Source organism: Roseiflexus sp. (genome assembly GCF_057785375.1).
Genome location: NZ_JBYNRX010000058.1, coordinates 1 through 17,065, shown reverse-complemented (window position 1 = coordinate 17,065; position 17,065 = coordinate 1). Strand labels below are relative to the sequence as shown.

The window sequence follows — 17,065 nt, the reverse complement described above, 5'->3', positions numbered from 1 at the left end:
TTCAGCCTCATACACTACCTGCCGTCACGGAATTAGACACGATCCTCTGCACGTCGGTGAACAAGTCCATCATTTCAATTGCATCGAAATAGATGCACCGATCTCTTGCCCAGCCAGTTTTCTCGTAGCCAGCCACATTGATGGTTCCGACCTTCGGCAATGCATCAAGTTGATAGGTGCTCAGAAAGTCTTTTACGGCATCTGGACCCTGGCGCAGAGCTTCACGTAGCGCCTTGACCTTGTTACGCCGGTCGAACCATTCACTATCTTCCCTGATAAACTCATCGAGCAACGTTTTGAAGACCGTCCAAGTGCGCCAAGGGACCTCCGAGTCGCGGAGCAGCAGCGGTCGCATATGGAGCAAACCCTGCTTGACGGAATACTCACGTTGCCTGATCGCCTCTAGCGAACCCGTAATACCACTCATTGCAACGTGCCAGTCCATGGCGGAACCTTCATTTTTCTTTTGTTTTAGCATCTGCTTTGCCGAGCGGCAGAGTTGCTCACTGAGACGATAGGCGCGAGCAAACGGATAGTGGGTCTTGACGATTGCAATGCCGGCACATGCATATGCGGGTTTGCCACCGAATGCGGGTTCGTTTTGAGTCGCTTCTTCAAATGCCTCCAGATAACGCACCGCCAGCGACAAACCATACCTCGCGTGGCAGACGAACGTCACATCGTCACCGCCAAAGACAATCGGACGCAGCGGAAACTTCTGGCGGTGATGACCGGCGAGTTCAGGATCGGCAATCAAGGCCTTAGCCATCAGATCGACGACGCTTCTTAAAGCAGTGGTAGCGGCGCGCTCTAGGCTTTGCGAAAAATTGCGGATTGCTTCGATGTACTCACGGTTCTGGCGTGGCTCGCTGTAGCAGCTTGCAATGGCTTCCACACGCTTGCCGATCCCGTTGCCATCGGCATGCACGACAGCAATGTAGCTTTCCTCCCCTTTGATGCGCCCCAGATCATCAAAATCTCGCGGAACCTCCCAATTGTCCTGCTGTATTTTCGGCAATTTTGCCTTCAAGCGAGCCAGACTCCGGTCCTGGACGCTTTTACTGCTTTTTGCTCGAATCTCCAGAGAGACCGGCTTTTTCTCGACAATTTGGGAGGCAACCAACCCCGTTGAAGCACACGGAACCGTGACTCCCAACCCTAACAATGGCGTTGAGAAAGCCCGGTTCTGCTTTTTGCGCGCCAGATCAACACTGAGCGTTGTGCTGACGACCTGCGCCAACGAATCCTGCGCCCAATCAAATCGGCGATGAGCGATGACCAGTTCCAAGCCGGGAGCGTCTTTCAGCACCCGTCGCGTCAACTGGCTTGCAAAGGTACGTGCCAGATCGAATGTCTTGAACAGGATAACGGTATTACCGCCGCCTGTGTAGAGCACTTCAGCATTCAGGGTGTCAATCGTGCGATTGCTGTCCAGTGTACCCGTTGCTACATCTACATTATTGTTAGATGGCAACGCATCATACACCCACTGATGCGTCGCCATCTCTACCAGCTCAGAGCCGCCAATATTCTCGGCAAGCCTGTTGCTGCCGAAGATATAGTCCTGAATCCGGGTTGTGTCAATGGCGGTCAGGACATATTCGGTCATTATCGCCTCCCTTATGATGAAACGACACTGTTAAACCAATCTTTCAAGTGCGTGGATAGCTTCTCGAGATGTGAGCGCCCGAATACCCGCACTTTCCCGGCAGCATCCCACGAACGTCCAATATGGCGCTCGATTTTCTCAGGATTGTCTGCCATACACACTAAAGCGACGTATGCTTCGTCACCGGCCATATTGCGCGCTCGCAGATACGCCTCGAAGAGCTTGAGCTTGCACATGCCGGGATCGGCATCTGTCGTGCATGAAATGGCGTAGAGTCGATACCCTTGCATAACGCCAATATCAACATCGTACTCCGGTCTATCCTTGTCACTCTGGGGACGAATGCCCATTCCAACATCATGTATGTTACAGTGGCTTTTAATCTGGGAAATGCAATCAAAGACATAATGTTCGAGCCATTTTCCATCGAACCACTCGCAGAGGTGCTTTACTTTTTGAAAACCAGCCTTCTGGCTAGCACTACCCAAAGATAGGGTGTTCTCTTGTTCAGATAGGCTAAACCTCTGGCGCATCGTATCAATCACCTGACTCAACAATGCATCATTGGGCAAGGGGAGAGATACCCCCTTTAACTCACTCTCGTTGTCCCATTCGTTGGATTTCTTCGTTCGTGTATGTTTGCGCAAAACATCATCGCACCATTTTCGCCACGACTTACCGGCTTCTGGAGATCCATGCGCATTTGCTAGAACTTTTGCAAGATTGGGAAGCATCGCCTGAGTTTCGACAGGTGAGACTAACTCGAAGGCGTGCAATTTAACAATATCTTGCAGACTTGGCTTCACTTCGTACAGTACTGAATCGGATTTGAATAGCGTATTACTTCCGTGCTCGATATACATCTTGTTGGAACGCGCATCTAGGTAGCTCAGGGTTACATCGCAATGCCGAGATGCTTGATAATCCAACAAAGTTCTACAGGAATGAACAGACATGGTCTTCGTGCCGCCTGTATAATTCAACCCAACATGACCGCTTTGAATATTTTGCAACGCATAATCGATTTTTTGCCGAATATCAGTCCCATCGGCTTCATCTACACAAACATACTGTGGCTGGCTCTGCTTTTCCACCTCTATCCAATATCGCGCTAGACGTTCCGCAACCGGCTGGGTAGCCAATGAATGCACTAGATACAACTGTCCTCCCGGCTTAAGGAGCAGCTTTGCTGCAACTAGATTAGGCAACGGATTGGCGCCGACAAGCAGAAAGAGGTGATCAGATACATAGTTTTGAGGAATAACAGGTTGATTTGTCATTTATTTACCTCTCCTTCGTGTTGTGTACAAAACTAAGGCAGTACAGTGTTATCCTAGTTGAATGATCGGTTCGAGCAGTGGATGGTAAGAGTATGGCTGCTCAAAAGTTAATTGCAAGAGTTTTTAGCTGACGCATTGTTATTGTCCTCCGCTTCTTCTCTCGATGGACCGAAATGCATCGTACAGATTGATTTACGCATCAGCCCAATACTACCACACCCCCCTCCCCCTCTCCCTCCCCACCTCTACTGATTATTTCTCAGCACTCCTGCTGATCCGGCGACGCGGGCAGGCTGCTATACTTGCTCGATGAATGCGGCAAAATGCTCGCGGATGAAGCGGTAATCGCGCGGCTCGTCGTCCGCAAGTTCCCACGCAACACGGCACTCGGCAAGGATGGCGGTTTTGTGCGTATTGACAGTGCTCAACGAAATCGACAACGCATCGGCGACCTGATCAGGGCGCGATCCGCGGGCAAAGGCGCGCAGTACGTCGCGCTGGCGCTGGCTGAGCCGCTCCCACACCAAGCGGCAGCGCGGATCATCCACCGCGGCGATGCGGCGTACCTGCTCCTGCACGGCGTGTATTGGCATCTGCGCCAGCGACCGCAGCGCTGGAAAATAGGCGCCCCACGGCGCCAGTGGCGCCTGGATCAACTGCACGCCATCAGCAGGGGGCACATGCATCTGCGCGCCGTCTTTGACCCGCTGCAACGTCGCTTCTGGCGTGTACATGTGCCAGATGCGGTCTTGATGGTCGCAGAGCAGTGCGGCTGCCGACATCGCCAGCAGCGCGATCATGCGCCGTCCGCCGCTGAGACAGAGGTGCAGTCGCCGCCCTTCACGCTTGAGATCGGCGATCAGGTCGCGCATGCACTGCCATGTCGCTTCGGCGTTGGCAGCCGTGCGGATGTCGGTCAGTTCCACGCCATTAGCGCGGATAGGGGCGCGGCGCAGCCGACAGCGCCGACCGGCATACATGTCGAATTCCTGTTGCAGAAGGTGCAACGCCTGCTGCGTGCGCGGGTTGGCAAGCGACAGATGCACGAGGTATACGTCGCTGATTGGCTCACCCTGCGCCAGCAAGGCGTCGAGGGCAAAGGTAACGATCTGCGGCTGCCCTCCCAGCGTCGCCACCAGCGTGGCGCAAGTGTCGTCGGTCTGGTGCATGGCCGGTATCTCTCATCTCTCCTAAACCCCACCTCCCGCTGCGGCAGAAGAGGAGGTGGGGCGCTTGAAGCGCAACATTCGTTCGTGTCCCATTCAAAGGAGTCGCATATGAACCCATTCCCCGCGATTGTCATCGGCGGTCCGCCACATAGCGGCAAGTCGGTGTTGACCTATCTGCTCACCCGGCAACTGCGCGAGTGGCGTGTCGAACACTATGTGCTGCGCGCCTGCCCCGATGGCGAAGGCGACTGGAGCCAGGAAACGCCGCCGGAACGGGTGCGACTGCTGCGACAGAAGGGCGCGTTCAGCAACGATTTCGTCGATCTGGTCTGCTGCGACCTGGCGCGCCGTCACCTGCCGTTGCTCGTCGATGTCGGCGGGAAACCCACGCCCGACCAGGAGCGCATCCTTGACTACTGCACCCATGCCGTCCTCATTTCCGCAACGTCGGAAGGACTGACAGAGTGGCGCGAGCGCGCCAGACGCCACGGGTTGCCGGTGATCGCCGAGTTGCGCTCCGTGCTCGACGGCGACGACCACATTGACGCTGAGACGCCGGTGTTGCGCGGGCAGATCAGCAGGCTCGAACGTTACACCGGCGCCGCCGGACCAATGGCGCTGGCGCTGGCGCAACGGCTGAAACAGATTCTGATCTACACCGAATCCGAACTGAAAGCCTACCATCTGTCGCACGCCCCTACCGAACTGGCTATCGATATCGATCACCTGGCGCGCCGGATCGGATTGCCGCAGGGCGAACGGCGCTGGCAGCCGGAGCATTTGCCGCTTGCTCTCGGCGATACGCCGGCGGCGCCGCTCTCCATCTATGGACGCGGGTCGAACGGGCTGTATGCCGCATTAGCGCTCCACGCCGCACCGCACTCTGTGTACCTCTTCGATCCTCGCCTTGGCTGGATTAAGCCGGTGACGCTGAACTGCACCCCATCGGCGACGCCTGCTGCAATTTCGTGGAAGATCGAAACCCATTCGGCATACACCTGGATCGAAGTGCAGCCGGGAACGCCGTACCTCGATTACGACGACGTCGACAATGCGACGCTGCCGGCGCTTGACCCGCAGCGCGGCGTCGTGTTGAGCGGCAAACTCCCACACTGGCTGACCGTCGGCGCGGCAATCGCCTGTTGCCGCCATCCGTGGCTGGCGGTCGTCCAGGCGCAGCACTACGATCACGGCATTATTGTCACGAGCAGGGTGGAGGCGCATCGTCCAGGATCGCTGGTTGCGTTACGGGGCAACCCATAACCAGAGCGCTGGCTGAAAGGTGAGACCCAGAATACTCTGGCGAGCGGCGCAATTATATATGAGGTTGGCGAATGCAACAAGGTGTGAAACGTGGCAAGAGCGTAGTCATTGAGTGAATATCTAAACTCTCCGATGAGCACTATGCATAAGAGGACACGGATTCACGCGGATCGGGACGGATGCGCACGGATTGATCGCCAGCATCAACAGACCCGTGCGAATCTGTCGCATCCGTGCGAATCGGTGTTCTATTCTGACAACTGCGTCGCGTTTGTGACGGCAACCTGTGCTATCCTTACCACAAGGCGTTTTTGAGCGCCCGGCATCCAGCACCCACACCAGCAACAAGGGCGATAACCGATGTCTTCCAAACTCAACCGCATCGTTCAGATGGATATGATCATCCGCACGGGGGTGTACCCGGGCGTGGCGGACTTCAAGGAGCGCTTCGAGATCAGCGAACGCACGGTGTATGACGACATTGAGTACTTTCGCAGCACCCTGCGCGCACCGCTGAAGTACAGCCGCAGCCGCCGAGGATACTACTACAGCGACCCGACGTGGGCGTTGCCGGCAGTCATGGCGACCGAAGGCGAACTGCTGGCGTTCTTCCTGAGCGCCGAACTCGTCCGCCGCTATCTGGGCACCGCATTTGAAGAACCGTTGCGCAACGTCATCGAGAAACTGGCGGCGAACCTGCCGCAGCGCACGCGGATCGATCTGAGCGACCTCACCCGGCACTACACCTTCCAGCCCGGTGCGACGGTCAGCGCCGATCCGCTGCTGCTGACCGCGCTGAGCGAGGCGATTGTCGAACGCTGGCGTGTGGCGATCACCTACTACACCGCCAGCCGCGGCGAACGCAACGAACGGGTCATCGAACCCTACCACCTCTACAACGTGCGCGGCGACTGGCAGGTGATCGCGTTCGATCATCTGCGCAACCAGTTTCGCAACTTCGCGGTGAGCAACATCGAGCAGTGGGAGGTGCGCTGCAATGAGCGCTTTGTCCGCGACGCCGACTTTTCGCCGGACGACTACCTGGCGCAGGGATTCCTCGCCGAGCATGGCGGACCGCCGCGCGAGATCGTCATCCGCTTCGACGAATACCAGGCGCGCTACATTCTCCGCCGGACGTGGCACCCGACGCAGAGCATCGAGCAGCACGACGACGGCGGCACGACGCTGCGCTTCCACACCGGCGCGCTGGACGAAGTGCGCCGCTGGGTGCTGGGGTACGGACCGCACGCCATCGTCCTGGCGCCGCCGGACCTGCGCGCCGCCGTTATCGCCGACCTGCGCGCCGCCCTGGCAGCCTACGAAAGCGACGAGTCGCCCGAATCCTTGCCAGACGCATGTTAACTGCGGATATAGTGCAGGGTAGGGTGGTAAGGTTTAAGGTGGGAGAAGGTGGGAAGGTTGAAGGTTGAAGGTGCACGTTGAATGTTCCACGTTGAACGTTGTGGGCGGTGGTCCGTAGGGGCGTTGCGGTGCAACGCCCAGGATTGCAGGCGGCAGGTGTTGCACACTGCACGTCGCACGATGAGACGAACACTGAACACGGGCAGCGGATGCGTCGGGGGCGCCCCATCGTTGGCGTCCACCACGAGGATACAGGCGGAAACCCACCCCGACCCTTGAGGTCTGTCGCCAGGGATCGACCTTTCGCCGTGGAACCGAGCTGGCGGAACGATTCCTGGCGCCCGGTCGGTGTCCCGCCCGACCTCAAGGGTCTTGGGGGAAGAACGCGGGTGGCGGAACGTAGGGGCGCCCCCCCGTGGACGCCCATGAGGGCGGGGCGCGTTGACCATGCGCTCCCCACAGAGACGTTGCATTGCAACGTCTCTGTGGGGGATGGATGAAATCGTGACGCCGGAGAGGTCTTATCTTCCAAAAGAAGAGGAGATATTGTCTATGCCACACCAGGTCACCTACACCGGTCATCCCTTCATTGATGTCGGCTTTGCGACCATGGCCGCATTTGCTAGAAAGCATCGCTTCGCCGAACTGACGGCGGACGATTTCCAGCAGATCGCCGATTATATTGAGAAGAACTATGTGCTTCTGCCGTTGCGCAGCTTTCTGACGGTGGCTTTTACCAGCAATGCATGGTTCGCTCAGTCGGCGTTTAACCCGGATCGGTTTGATAACCCTGAAAAGAAGGACGAAGCGCAGCAGAAACGCAAGTATTGGGCAGATCGGCATCTGCGGCAATGGGCGCAGGCTGCTAGGTCGCCCGAGACATGCCTCTTTACCGGTCTTCCGGCGGCTGCACTCGAACTGTCAGGAAAATTGCAACCGGGACGGATCGGGCGGGCACAGATGCCGCTGTTGCAGGGTGATGATTCGATCAACTTTTTCGTCAATGGTGATCCCGGGCTGCCGATGGCGCCGGAAGCGATCCTGGCGCTCCAATGCATGCCGCTGGGCTGCGCCAAGGTAGGAGGCGGGCTGCTGGCGGTACACTGTGATGATGAAGCGTTGACGATTGAGTTTGCCAAGCAGTTTTTGCAGCGTAATCGCGCCGATGTCGCCAAAGCGCAAGCGGCTAGCGAAGAGAAGCTGCCTGGTTCGCCGCGCAGCCCCAAGACGCTGCTTGTCAAGACACTTAACACCATTCAGAACCGGCAGGCGCAGGAGGAGTGGCGACGGCAACACCGTCCCGCCATCACGGCATACTATTTCAACAACGGTCAATCGCCATCGCTTGAAATCTACTATCTGCCGTTGCAGATCACCGGTTTCCTGAGCACCGTTCACACTCCGAAGTACCGCGCGATCTGGAACAAGTTGGTCGCGCGCAGCTGGCAGCGTCCGGCGGCGCCGGGCAAACGGGGAAAGGCGGCTGAACCGGCCAAGCCGCGCTTCAACTATTTGTTTGAGGACCTGTTCACCCTACCAGCGCAGGCGGCGCGCTTCGTACGCACCTATTTTCTGCGCATTCCCGATCTGCGCCGACCGGCGGATGACCCGCGCCGCGATTATTCGCCGCGCCGTGAAGCCAACCTCGTTTCATGGCCCATCGTCGAACTCTTTGTACAGGAGGTAATGCTTATGACCGATGACCGGGTGGCAAAACTGAAGGAACTGGGCGATAAGCTGGCCGACTACACCCGCTCTCAGGGCAGAAAAAGCTTCTTTCGCCAGTTTTTTACCGTGCAGCGCACTGATCACTTCCTGTCGCTGCTCAACAAGACCAACATCGACTATACCCGCTACAAGCGCGGCGCGGAGACGCTGTTCGATCTCGATAGCTTTCTCACCCTCTTTATGGAAGGTGAAGAGGTCCTGCGATCCGACTGGCGATTGATCCGCGATCTGGTGCTCATCCGCATGGTCGAGCAATTGCGCGACTGGATCGCTAACAACGCGGATGCTGTACCTTCCGAGGAGGAAGTTACAATTGCCGAACCAGCCTGACGTTTGCACTCGACCAACCCATCGTCTGCTGACGTGACCCTTCGGTTGCCGAACCAGCCCGACATTTCAACATAAGGAGAACACTGCCATGGCTTTCGTTACCGGTCTGCTCTTGATCGACGCGCCAGCGTCGGCGCTCAACAATCTCGGCAATATTCCCGGCGAGCGTGAGGAGAACACCGTCGGGGTCAAGGTCATCACGACCAAAACGGGCGCCTTCCCGTATGTCTCGGCGCAGGCTTTCCGCTACTGGCTGCGCACCACGCTCGAACGGCGCGTGCCGGAATGGAAAGCGTCGCCAATGTTCCGTGAAGAGAAGATTGCGTACACCGATGCAAACCCAATTCTCTATTGGGATGATGACATCTTTGGTTACATGCGCGCGCCCTCGAAGGCGGACACGGCAAAGAAGAGCCGTGAGGAGTCGGGGTTGCTGGCGGATGCCACGCCAGTCAAGGATACGGTCGCCCGCGCCTCCCCCTTCCGCGTCAGCACGCTGGTCTCGATTGCACCGGTCAACCCGACGAGCGACTTCGGCGTGATGTCGCGCCACGAAGGCTATCCTGTGCCGCACGAGCATCAGTTCTACCGCACCACGCTGAAAGGACTGTTTTCGCTCGACTTGTGGGGATGCGGTACATTCTCGTATCGCAACCGCACCGGGTTTCGCAATCTCGATGATGAGCGCGTCCGGCTGATCGGCGACGTTCCCGGCGTCGAGCATCTGAAGAATGAGCAGTCATATCGTTTGCCAAAAGAGGATCGACTGGCGCGCGTGAAGGCGCTCTTCAGCGGCATGGCGCAACTCGAGGGCGGCGCCAAACAGACGTTGCACTACACCGATGTCAGCCCGGCGTTCGTGATCTTCGCCGTGACCGCCGGCGGCAATCACATCTTCCATCATACCGTCGGCGCCAACCGCACCGGTCTGCCCGACGTGAAAATCGACGCCCTGCGCGACGCGCTGCGCGTCTTTGCCGATAGCATCCTCTCGCCAGTGTACGTTGGATGGGTGAAGGGCTACCTCGACGAAGCGCGATCTGCGTTTGAACAGTTCATCGACGAGCATAACGCAACCGCCGCCGACGCAGGACTGCCGCTTATCCATCTGAGCCATCCACGCGAGGCGTTTCTTGCCTTTGTCACGGCATGTGATGCGCATCCAGAATGGTTGGATTAGAAGTAACGCAAGGACGCAGAGGCGCGAAGGGTCGGCCAGGAGAGGCGCAAGCGTGGATGAGGAGCAACAACTAACATCTTTGCGTCTTCGCGCCTTTGCGTTGATCACCCTTCGCGTCTTTACCGTAGTGATTGGAACCAGCAATGCAAGTTCTCAAAATCGTGCTCGAAGGAGTGACGACCTCCTTCCGCTACCCGCACTTCATGCTAGGGACGCAGCCGACGTTTCCGCTGCCGCCGCCAGCAACGATCTACGGGCACGTGTGCAGCGCGCTGGGCGAATGGATCGAGCCGGACGGGGTGGCGTTCGCGTACCATTTTACGGCGGCTGGCGAGGGCGATGACCTTGAGCACATCCATGTGCTCTCGGCGTCGTCGGGCAAATTGCCTGGCGGCGAGCGCAAGGCGCTGGAGGGGAATATCAACCCCTTCCGGCGCCACATCCTGCTCTTTCCGCGGTTGACGCTCTATCTCAACCGACCCGACTGGATCGGCGCCTTTCGCAAACCGCGCTACCCGGTGATCCTGGGTCGCTCGCAGGACCTTGCCAGTTACACCTGGATTGAGGTGGTGGAGTTGAAACAGACGGAGCAGGCGTACTTTGAGCACACCATCCTGCCGTACTCAATGGCGACACAGGTTTCTGCCGGCGTGGTGGCGCTCATGCCGCGCTGGATCGACTACCGCAACCGCCGCCGACCGGTGTCTGCCCGCTATCTGCTCTTGCAGCAACGGGTGACAACCGATCGGATGTCGCGCTTTAGCGACCAGACGCCGCAGTACTGGAGCGACCCGACTGCACCTCTGGCGAATGGGTTGCCGTTGGGATTGTGGTTTCACACGTTTGTGGGAGCAAATGATGAAGCCCTCGCCATGGCCTGACTGGATGGATCATATGCTCGCGAAGAGTCAGCGGTACGGCGGCGAGACCCTGGCGGAACACACGTGGGATGTGCTGGTCAAACTGTCCGATCTGTATCGGCTGCGTCCGCACCTCCACAATGGAACGCGCCTCTGGCATTGCCTCTACTGGGCGGCGTTCCTGCACGACTTCGGCAAAGCAGCGCGCGGTTTCCAGCAGCGGCTGCGCGGCGGGCCCGCGTGGTCCCATCGCCACGAAGTCCTTTCTCTCGCATTCGTGGATGCGATCGCCCATGGTTTCACAGCGGCGGAACAACGCTGGCTTGCGGCAGCCATCGTCTCCCATCACCGTGACGAACCGGAGATCGCGCAGACCTACCAGCCGGGTCTGCGCCCGGATCCGCTGGTCGATCTGTGTTGCGAACTCGACCCGCCGGTGGTTGACCATCTTCAGCGCTGGCTGGCGGAGTGCGCCAATCCGTGGCGTGAGCAACTCGGATTGAGCGCAGTCGTCGATGCTATCCAACCGCAGCCCTGTCAGGTTGACGCGCAACGCATCCGGCATTGGCTGGACGTGTACCACCGCTGGGTACACGAACTGGCGGACGCGCCAGAAGCCGCGCGCGTGCCTGGCATTCTGCTGCGTGGACTGATCACCAGCGCCGATCATATGGCTTCCGCCCATCTGCGCCGGATGCCGCCGCCGATCCGGGGATCCTGGCGGACGCTGGCTGCGCGTGTGTTACGCCCCGGTCAGCAGCCCTACGCTCATCAGGAACAGAGCGCCTCGGTCGGTCCGCAATCGGCGCTCCTGATGGCGCCGACCGGCAGCGGCAAGACCGAAGCGGCGCTCTATTGGGCGCTCGGCAATGGCGATGCGACGCCGGCGCGCATCTTTTACACCCTGCCCTATCAGGCCAGTATGAACGCTATGTACAACCGCCTGCGTCTCACTTTTGGCAATGATGCCGTGGGATTGCAGCATGGGCGCGCCGTCCAGGCGCTGTACGCCCGTTTTCATGAAGGCGAGGAGTGGTCGGCAAGCGCTGTTCGACAAGCGCAATGGGAGCAAAACATCAACCTGCTGCATGCCCGCCCGCTCAAGGTGCTCAGTCCGTACCAGGTGCTGAAGGCGCTCTTCCAACTGCGCGGCTTTGAGGCAATGCTGTCCGACTACGCCGGGGCAGCGTTTATTTTCGACGAGATTCATGCCTATGAACCGGAACGATTGGCGCTGATCACCGGCATGATGCGCTACCTGCGCGAGCGCTTCGCCGCACGATTCTTTGTGATGTCGGCGACCTTCCCGCGCCTCGTTCGAAACTGTCTGCATACGGCATTGGGTGATGCGCCGATCATCAGCGCGGAACCGGCGCTGTTCGAGCGCTTCCGCCGTCACCGGCTGCACCTGCGCAACGGCGAATTGACCGACCCGGCGACGGTCACCGAGATCGTAGACGCTGTGCGCGGCGGCAGGCAAGTGCTGGTGTGCGCCAACACTGTCGCGCGCGCCCAGGAGATGCACGACCGCCTGGCACAGGCCGGACTGAACGACGATCACCTCATGCTGATTCACAGCCGCTTCACTTACGGCGACCGTAATCGGCTCGAACAGAACATTCGCACACGCTGCGGCAGCAATGTCCAACAACGACCGCCGCTGGCGCTGGTAGCCACTCAGGTTGTCGAAGTCAGTCTGGACATCGATCTCGACACGATCTACACCGATCCCGCGCCGCTTGAGGCGCTCCTGCAACGCTTCGGACGGGTCAACCGCAAAGGTGCGAAAGGCATCTGCCCGGTCTACGTCTTCCGCCAACCCGCCGATGGGCAGGGGGTCTATGGGCGCGACCGCAACCCGAAACAATCGGGACACATCGTGCGGGTCACGCTTGCCGAACTGGAGCAGCACAACGGCCAAATCATCAACGAAGCGGCGATCAGCCAGTGGCTTGACCGTATCTACGCCGACCCGACGCTCCACCAGCAATGGACTGAAGCCTATAAGCGGATGACGCAACATGTTGACCCGATCATCAACGGTCTCCGACCTTTCCTGAGCGACGAACAGAGCGAAGATGAGTTTGAGCGCATGTTTGACGGTGTAGACGTGATACCCCAATGCTTTGAGAGCGACTATGTCAATCTGCTTGTCAATGAGCGCTTTGTCGAGGCGAACAACTATCTGGTCAGCATCAGCAAACAACGTTTTGCCATCCTACGCAATAAGGGCAAAATCAGACCGGCGGCCGGGCAGCGACGGGTATGGATCGCTTCCCTGCCCTACGACTCGCGCAATGGTCTGTCATTTGGCGATATTATATCCGACTCAGACTGGAGCTGAAGAGCAATGCTGATCCATCACTTTCTTCTGACCTTCACCGCCGTCACCCCCCTCGAACTCGACGACAACGCCGGGGCTGCAGTGCGCGGCGCGATCGTCAATGCGCTGCTGGGGCGCTTCTGCGCCAACAAAGAGGCGCCGACCTGCGCCGACTGCCCGCTGCTCAATGTCTGCCCGGTAGCGGCGCTCGTCGCTCCCATGCGCGACGCCGGCGAAACCGGCGGCGAGCAACGCCCCCGCCCGTATGTCACCCGCCCGCCGCAGCCGCGCCGCTATGCGCCGGGAGAGACCCTGACCTTCGGGCTGGGGTTGTTCGGGCGCGCCGCTGAACTCTTTCCCTACCTGGTCATGGCAGCGCAGAGGATCGAACTCCAGGGATTGGGACGGCGCCTCCAGGAAAACAACGGTCGGCGCGGCGGAGTGCGCCTTCAGGCGATCGACGCTATCAACCCGCTGACCGGCGCAAAGCAGCTGCTCTTCCGCGCCGGGCAGCGCCAGGTCCACGCGCCCGGCATGCCCATCGGTCTGGCGGAGGTCGCGGCGTTCGCCGCCACCCTCCCCGACGAATGCCTGACCATCCGGTTCCTGTCGCCAATGCGCTTGATCGACGACAAACGCCTGGTCAAGCGTCCGGCGCTGCGCCCGCTCATCCAGCGGCTCGGCATCCGCCTGACCGACCTCTCCGCCGCGTATGGCGACGGTCCGCTGCCAGCAGCCGACGCGCGCGCCCTCCTGCCGCTGGCGGAGAGCGCCGTTCTGGAACACGACAAAACCCGCTGGCTCGACGTGACCAGCTACTCACGACGCAGCCGCCAAAGCACCCCGATCGGCGGCATGATCGGCGAGGCCATCTTCACCGGCAATCTCGGACCCCTGCGCGAACTCCTGGTCTGGGGCAGCCTGGTCCACGTCGGCAAAAACGCCGTCAAAGGCGACGGATGGTACACCGTTGAAGGTGGGAAGGTTGAAGGTTGAAGGTGAGAGTCCCCGCCCCTTGAGGTCTGCGCCATGGACCGAGACTGGGAACGGCATCTCGCTGGCACAAGCGAAAGGCGCAAAGGTTTCGGTTGAACAGGCAAACCCTAAAGGCTTGTGGAGTGCGCCTCTCCGTGCTCTCTGTGTCTCTGTGGTGTACACACGGTTGCAGGTGTCAAGGTGAAACATGAAAAAGAGAAGCGTAGCGCAACGCTCTGTGCTCTCTGTGTCTTTGTGGTTCAAATACAGCTGCAGGCGTTACGGTGGAAGGTGAAAAAGGTCAGGAAGGCTAACCCTCTGACCTCCAGTTCTCGCTTCCGGGTTCCTGGTCCTCGATCCTCGGTTCTTGGTTCTCAGTTCTCAGTTCTCACAAAGGAGACACGTTCATGCACCTCATCGTCGAGCAATTCGGCGTCTTCATCTCGAAGCACCAGGGTCGCATTCGCGTCATGAAAGAGAAAGAACGCCTGGCGGAAGTGCCGATCATGCACCTGGAGCAGATCCTCATTTGCAGCGACGGTGTCGGTCTGAGCAGCGACGTGGTGCGCGCCTGCGCCGAGGAGGGCATTCCCATCCATTTTCTCAACGGCGATCACGGGGGCGACTACGGCGCCTTCATGCATAGCGGCATCACCGGCATGGCGCTCACCCGCCGTGCGCAGTTGCGCGCCGGCGACGACGAACGCGGACTGCTCCTGGCGCAGGCATTCGCCGCCGGCAAAATCCAGAGCCAGGCGAACCTGCTCCGCTACGCCGCCAAGAATCGCAAAGAGAACGACCCAGACCTGTACAACAATCTGATGCGCACCGCTACCGAAATCCTCGACGCCCTCCCGCCGCTGCGCGCCGTGCGCGGCGTCCTCACCGACGAGACCCGCGCCGCGCTGATGGGCTTCGAGGGCATGGCAGGCGCGCGCTACTGGGCAGCCGTGGCGCGCATCATCCCCGACGACCTCGGCTGGCCCGGACGCGAAACGCGCGGCGCGCGCGACCGCTTCAATCAGGCGCTCAACTACGGTTACGGCGTGCTCCAGTCGCAAGTGCGCACTGCCCTCATCCTCGCCGGGCTGGACCCGAACGCCGGGTTCCTCCACGCCGACCGGCCCGGCAAACCAAGCCTGACCCTCGACCTGATCGAAGAGTTTCGCCAGGCAGTCGTCGACCGCACCCTGATCGGGTTGGTCAACCGCCAATTCGAGATCGGGCAGCGCGACGACGGCTTGCTCGACGACGCCACCCGCAAACGGATCGTCGAGCGCATCCTCGAGCGTCTCAACAGCACCGAGCCATACGAAGGCAAACGGCAGCCGCTGCGCCACATTCTCCAGTGCCAGGCGCGCCATATCGCCACCTTCGTGCGCAGCGAACGCCCAACCTACGAGCCATTTGTCATGGGATGGTGACGCCATGCGCTGCCTGCTGATCTACGACATCCCCGACGACCGCGCGCGGCAAAAGATCGCCGACGCCTGCCTCGACTACGGTCTGCAACGCATTCAGTACAGCGCCTTCAGCGGCAACCTCAGTCGCACCCACCAGCGCGAACTGATGACCGAAGTCAAGCGGCGGCTCGGCAAAAACGCCGGTAACATCCAGCTCTTTACCTTTCCAGACGACATCTGGAACGCGCGGCGCGTCATTACCCAGGGAGAAAGCCATGATTGACGAGACTTTCGAAGTGACCGACCTGCGACAGTGGGCATACTGCCCGCGCGTCGTCTACTACCAGTACTGCATGCCCGACATTCGTCCCATGACGAATCTCATGATCGCCGGAATGGAAGAACATCGGGCGGAGAGCGGGCGCGAAGAGCGACGTTCGTTGCGCGCCTACGGGCTAAAACAGGGCGAACGCTTCTTCGACGTACCCCTGCGCTCCGAAACGCTCGGACTGCGCGGGCGCGTCGATCTGGTCATCGCCATTCCCGACCGGCAACACGCCACGGAGGTGGTTGTTGTAGAATACAAAAGCACCGAAGACAAAGCCGCGCCGCATGTCAAACTCCAACTCACCGCCTACGCGCTTATGATCGAAGAAGCGTGGGGCATCCCGGTCAAACGCGGCTTCATCTACCACATGCCGGAGCGCAAAGCCGAGGCGGTGACGATCAGCGCCGCGCTGCGCGAACGAGTGCGCGCGGCAGTCGCCGACATCCGCGCAACCGTCGACCACGAACGCATGCCGGCGCCGCCTGCATCACGCCGGCAATGCGCCGTCTGCGAGTTTCGTCGGTTCTGCAATGATGTTGTATGAAGGGAGAGGCTAGGGGCTAGGGGTTACAGGGCGCCGACGCCGCTCCGGTCCCGCACGGCGCATACGATCAGGTGTGAAAGGGGAGGTTAGGGGCTAGGGGTTACAGGGCATAGAGTCTTGGCGCCGTTCCGCTCCACCGGGCAAGCCGGTCATGGGCGTCGCGCACTTCGTCGAGTTACAGGGCATAGAGTCTTGGCGCCGTTCCGCTCCACTGCGTCCTTGATTGCCTTTATGAGGTTAGGGGCTAGGGGTTACAGGGCATAGAGTCTTGGCGCCTCTGCGCCTTTGTGTGAGTTCATCGCCTTTGTGTGAGTTCATCCGAAAGGTGGCGCTGAGGTGAGAAAGGCGAGCAAGAGGCGCTCTCACCACCGACGATAGCGAGCAGCACAAACCAGGCGATTTCGCACATGCGTTCGCAACTCACCGGTTGCACGCCCAAAACGCCGCCTTCCAAAACCGGCGTGTCAAGAGTTTTTAGCGACATTCTGCGCTTCAGAAAGGGATAGCACATGCTTCGCAACTTGACGCAATTTTCGCGCAAAAAGCGAGTTGCGGAATCAGCGTATCCATGCTATGCTCCCGGTAGTACTGTGACACAGCAGGAAGGCTCAGGAGCGGCGAAGTGTCAGTGTTGCGAAGGATTACACGGACACGACCAGTTGCGGAGGTGGCAATTTCCGAATTTTCGACTCGCAGAAGAGTACTGAAACA

General features: G+C 59.6%; 13 protein-coding genes. 10 read left to right on the top strand and 3 right to left on the bottom strand.

Annotated elements, in window-relative coordinates; all coding sequences use genetic code 11:
* Positions 1-7: 7 nt before the first annotated feature.
* The 3 genes from AC3EA7_RS09975 to AC3EA7_RS09965 all read right to left on the bottom strand — a co-directional run bounded on the left by AC3EA7_RS09975 (position 8) and on the right by AC3EA7_RS09965 (position 4,058).
* Positions 8-1,609, bottom strand: coding sequence for a Cas10/Cmr2 second palm domain-containing protein (locus AC3EA7_RS09975; protein WP_488613901.1), 1,602 nt, complete (start codon positions 1,607-1,609; stop codon positions 8-10).
* 11 nt (positions 1,610-1,620) lie between these two features.
* Entirely contained in the window at positions 1,621-2,889 is a 1,269-nt protein-coding gene (locus tag AC3EA7_RS09970) for a PDDEXK family nuclease (RefSeq protein ID WP_488613900.1), read from the bottom strand.
* 296 nt (positions 2,890-3,185) lie between these two features.
* Positions 3,186-4,058, bottom strand: a complete 873-nt coding sequence (locus AC3EA7_RS09965; RefSeq protein ID WP_488613899.1) for a CRISPR-associated ring nuclease — start codon at positions 4,056-4,058, stop codon at positions 3,186-3,188.
* 108 nt (positions 4,059-4,166) lie between these two features.
* Between AC3EA7_RS09965 and AC3EA7_RS09960 the strand changes: the two genes are divergently transcribed.
* From AC3EA7_RS09960 to cas4, 10 genes are all read left to right on the top strand, one after another.
* Positions 4,167-5,321 (top strand): CRISPR-associated protein Csx3, encoded by a 1,155-nt coding sequence (locus AC3EA7_RS09960; protein ID WP_488613898.1) that lies wholly within the window; start codon positions 4,167-4,169, stop codon positions 5,319-5,321.
* A 360-nt stretch (positions 5,322-5,681) separates the two neighbouring features.
* Positions 5,682-6,683 carry a helix-turn-helix transcriptional regulator gene (locus tag AC3EA7_RS09955; protein ID WP_488613897.1) on the top strand — a complete coding sequence of 334 codons (1,002 nt, stop codon included), beginning with the start codon at positions 5,682-5,684 and terminating at the stop codon, positions 6,681-6,683.
* A gap of 552 nt (positions 6,684-7,235) precedes the next feature.
* Positions 7,236-8,741 carry a type I-B CRISPR-associated protein Cas8b1/Cst1 gene (gene cas8a1, locus AC3EA7_RS09950; protein WP_488613896.1) on the top strand — a complete coding sequence of 502 codons (1,506 nt, stop codon included), beginning with the start codon at positions 7,236-7,238 and terminating at the stop codon, positions 8,739-8,741.
* A gap of 88 nt (positions 8,742-8,829) precedes the next feature.
* A complete protein-coding gene (cas7i, locus tag AC3EA7_RS09945; protein ID WP_488613895.1) occupies positions 8,830-9,921 on the top strand; it encodes a type I-B CRISPR-associated protein Cas7/Cst2/DevR in 1,092 nt (363 codons plus the stop codon).
* A 143-nt stretch (positions 9,922-10,064) separates the two neighbouring features.
* Positions 10,065-10,802, top strand: coding sequence for a type I-B CRISPR-associated protein Cas5b (gene cas5b, locus AC3EA7_RS09940; protein WP_488613894.1), 738 nt, complete (start codon positions 10,065-10,067; stop codon positions 10,800-10,802).
* A gap of 13 nt (positions 10,803-10,815) precedes the next feature.
* Positions 10,816-13,125 (top strand): CRISPR-associated helicase Cas3', encoded by a 2,310-nt coding sequence (gene cas3, locus AC3EA7_RS09935; RefSeq protein WP_488613893.1) that lies wholly within the window; start codon positions 10,816-10,818, stop codon positions 13,123-13,125.
* 6 nt (positions 13,126-13,131) lie between these two features.
* Complete coding sequence (gene cas6, locus AC3EA7_RS09930; protein ID WP_488613892.1) at positions 13,132-14,100, top strand: CRISPR system precrRNA processing endoribonuclease RAMP protein Cas6; 969 nt, start codon at positions 13,132-13,134, stop codon at positions 14,098-14,100.
* 386 nt (positions 14,101-14,486) lie between these two features.
* Positions 14,487-15,503, top strand: a complete 1,017-nt coding sequence (cas1, locus tag AC3EA7_RS09925; RefSeq protein WP_488613891.1) for a CRISPR-associated endonuclease Cas1 — start codon at positions 14,487-14,489, stop codon at positions 15,501-15,503.
* 4 nt (positions 15,504-15,507) lie between these two features.
* Complete coding sequence (cas2, locus tag AC3EA7_RS09920; protein ID WP_488613890.1) at positions 15,508-15,765, top strand: CRISPR-associated endonuclease Cas2; 258 nt, start codon at positions 15,508-15,510, stop codon at positions 15,763-15,765.
* Entirely contained in the window at positions 15,758-16,354 is a 597-nt protein-coding gene (gene cas4, locus AC3EA7_RS09915; protein ID WP_488613889.1) for a CRISPR-associated protein Cas4, read from the top strand. The genes cas2 and cas4 overlap by 8 nt, the downstream gene beginning before the upstream one ends.
* The last annotated feature ends 711 nt before the right edge of the window (positions 16,355-17,065 follow it).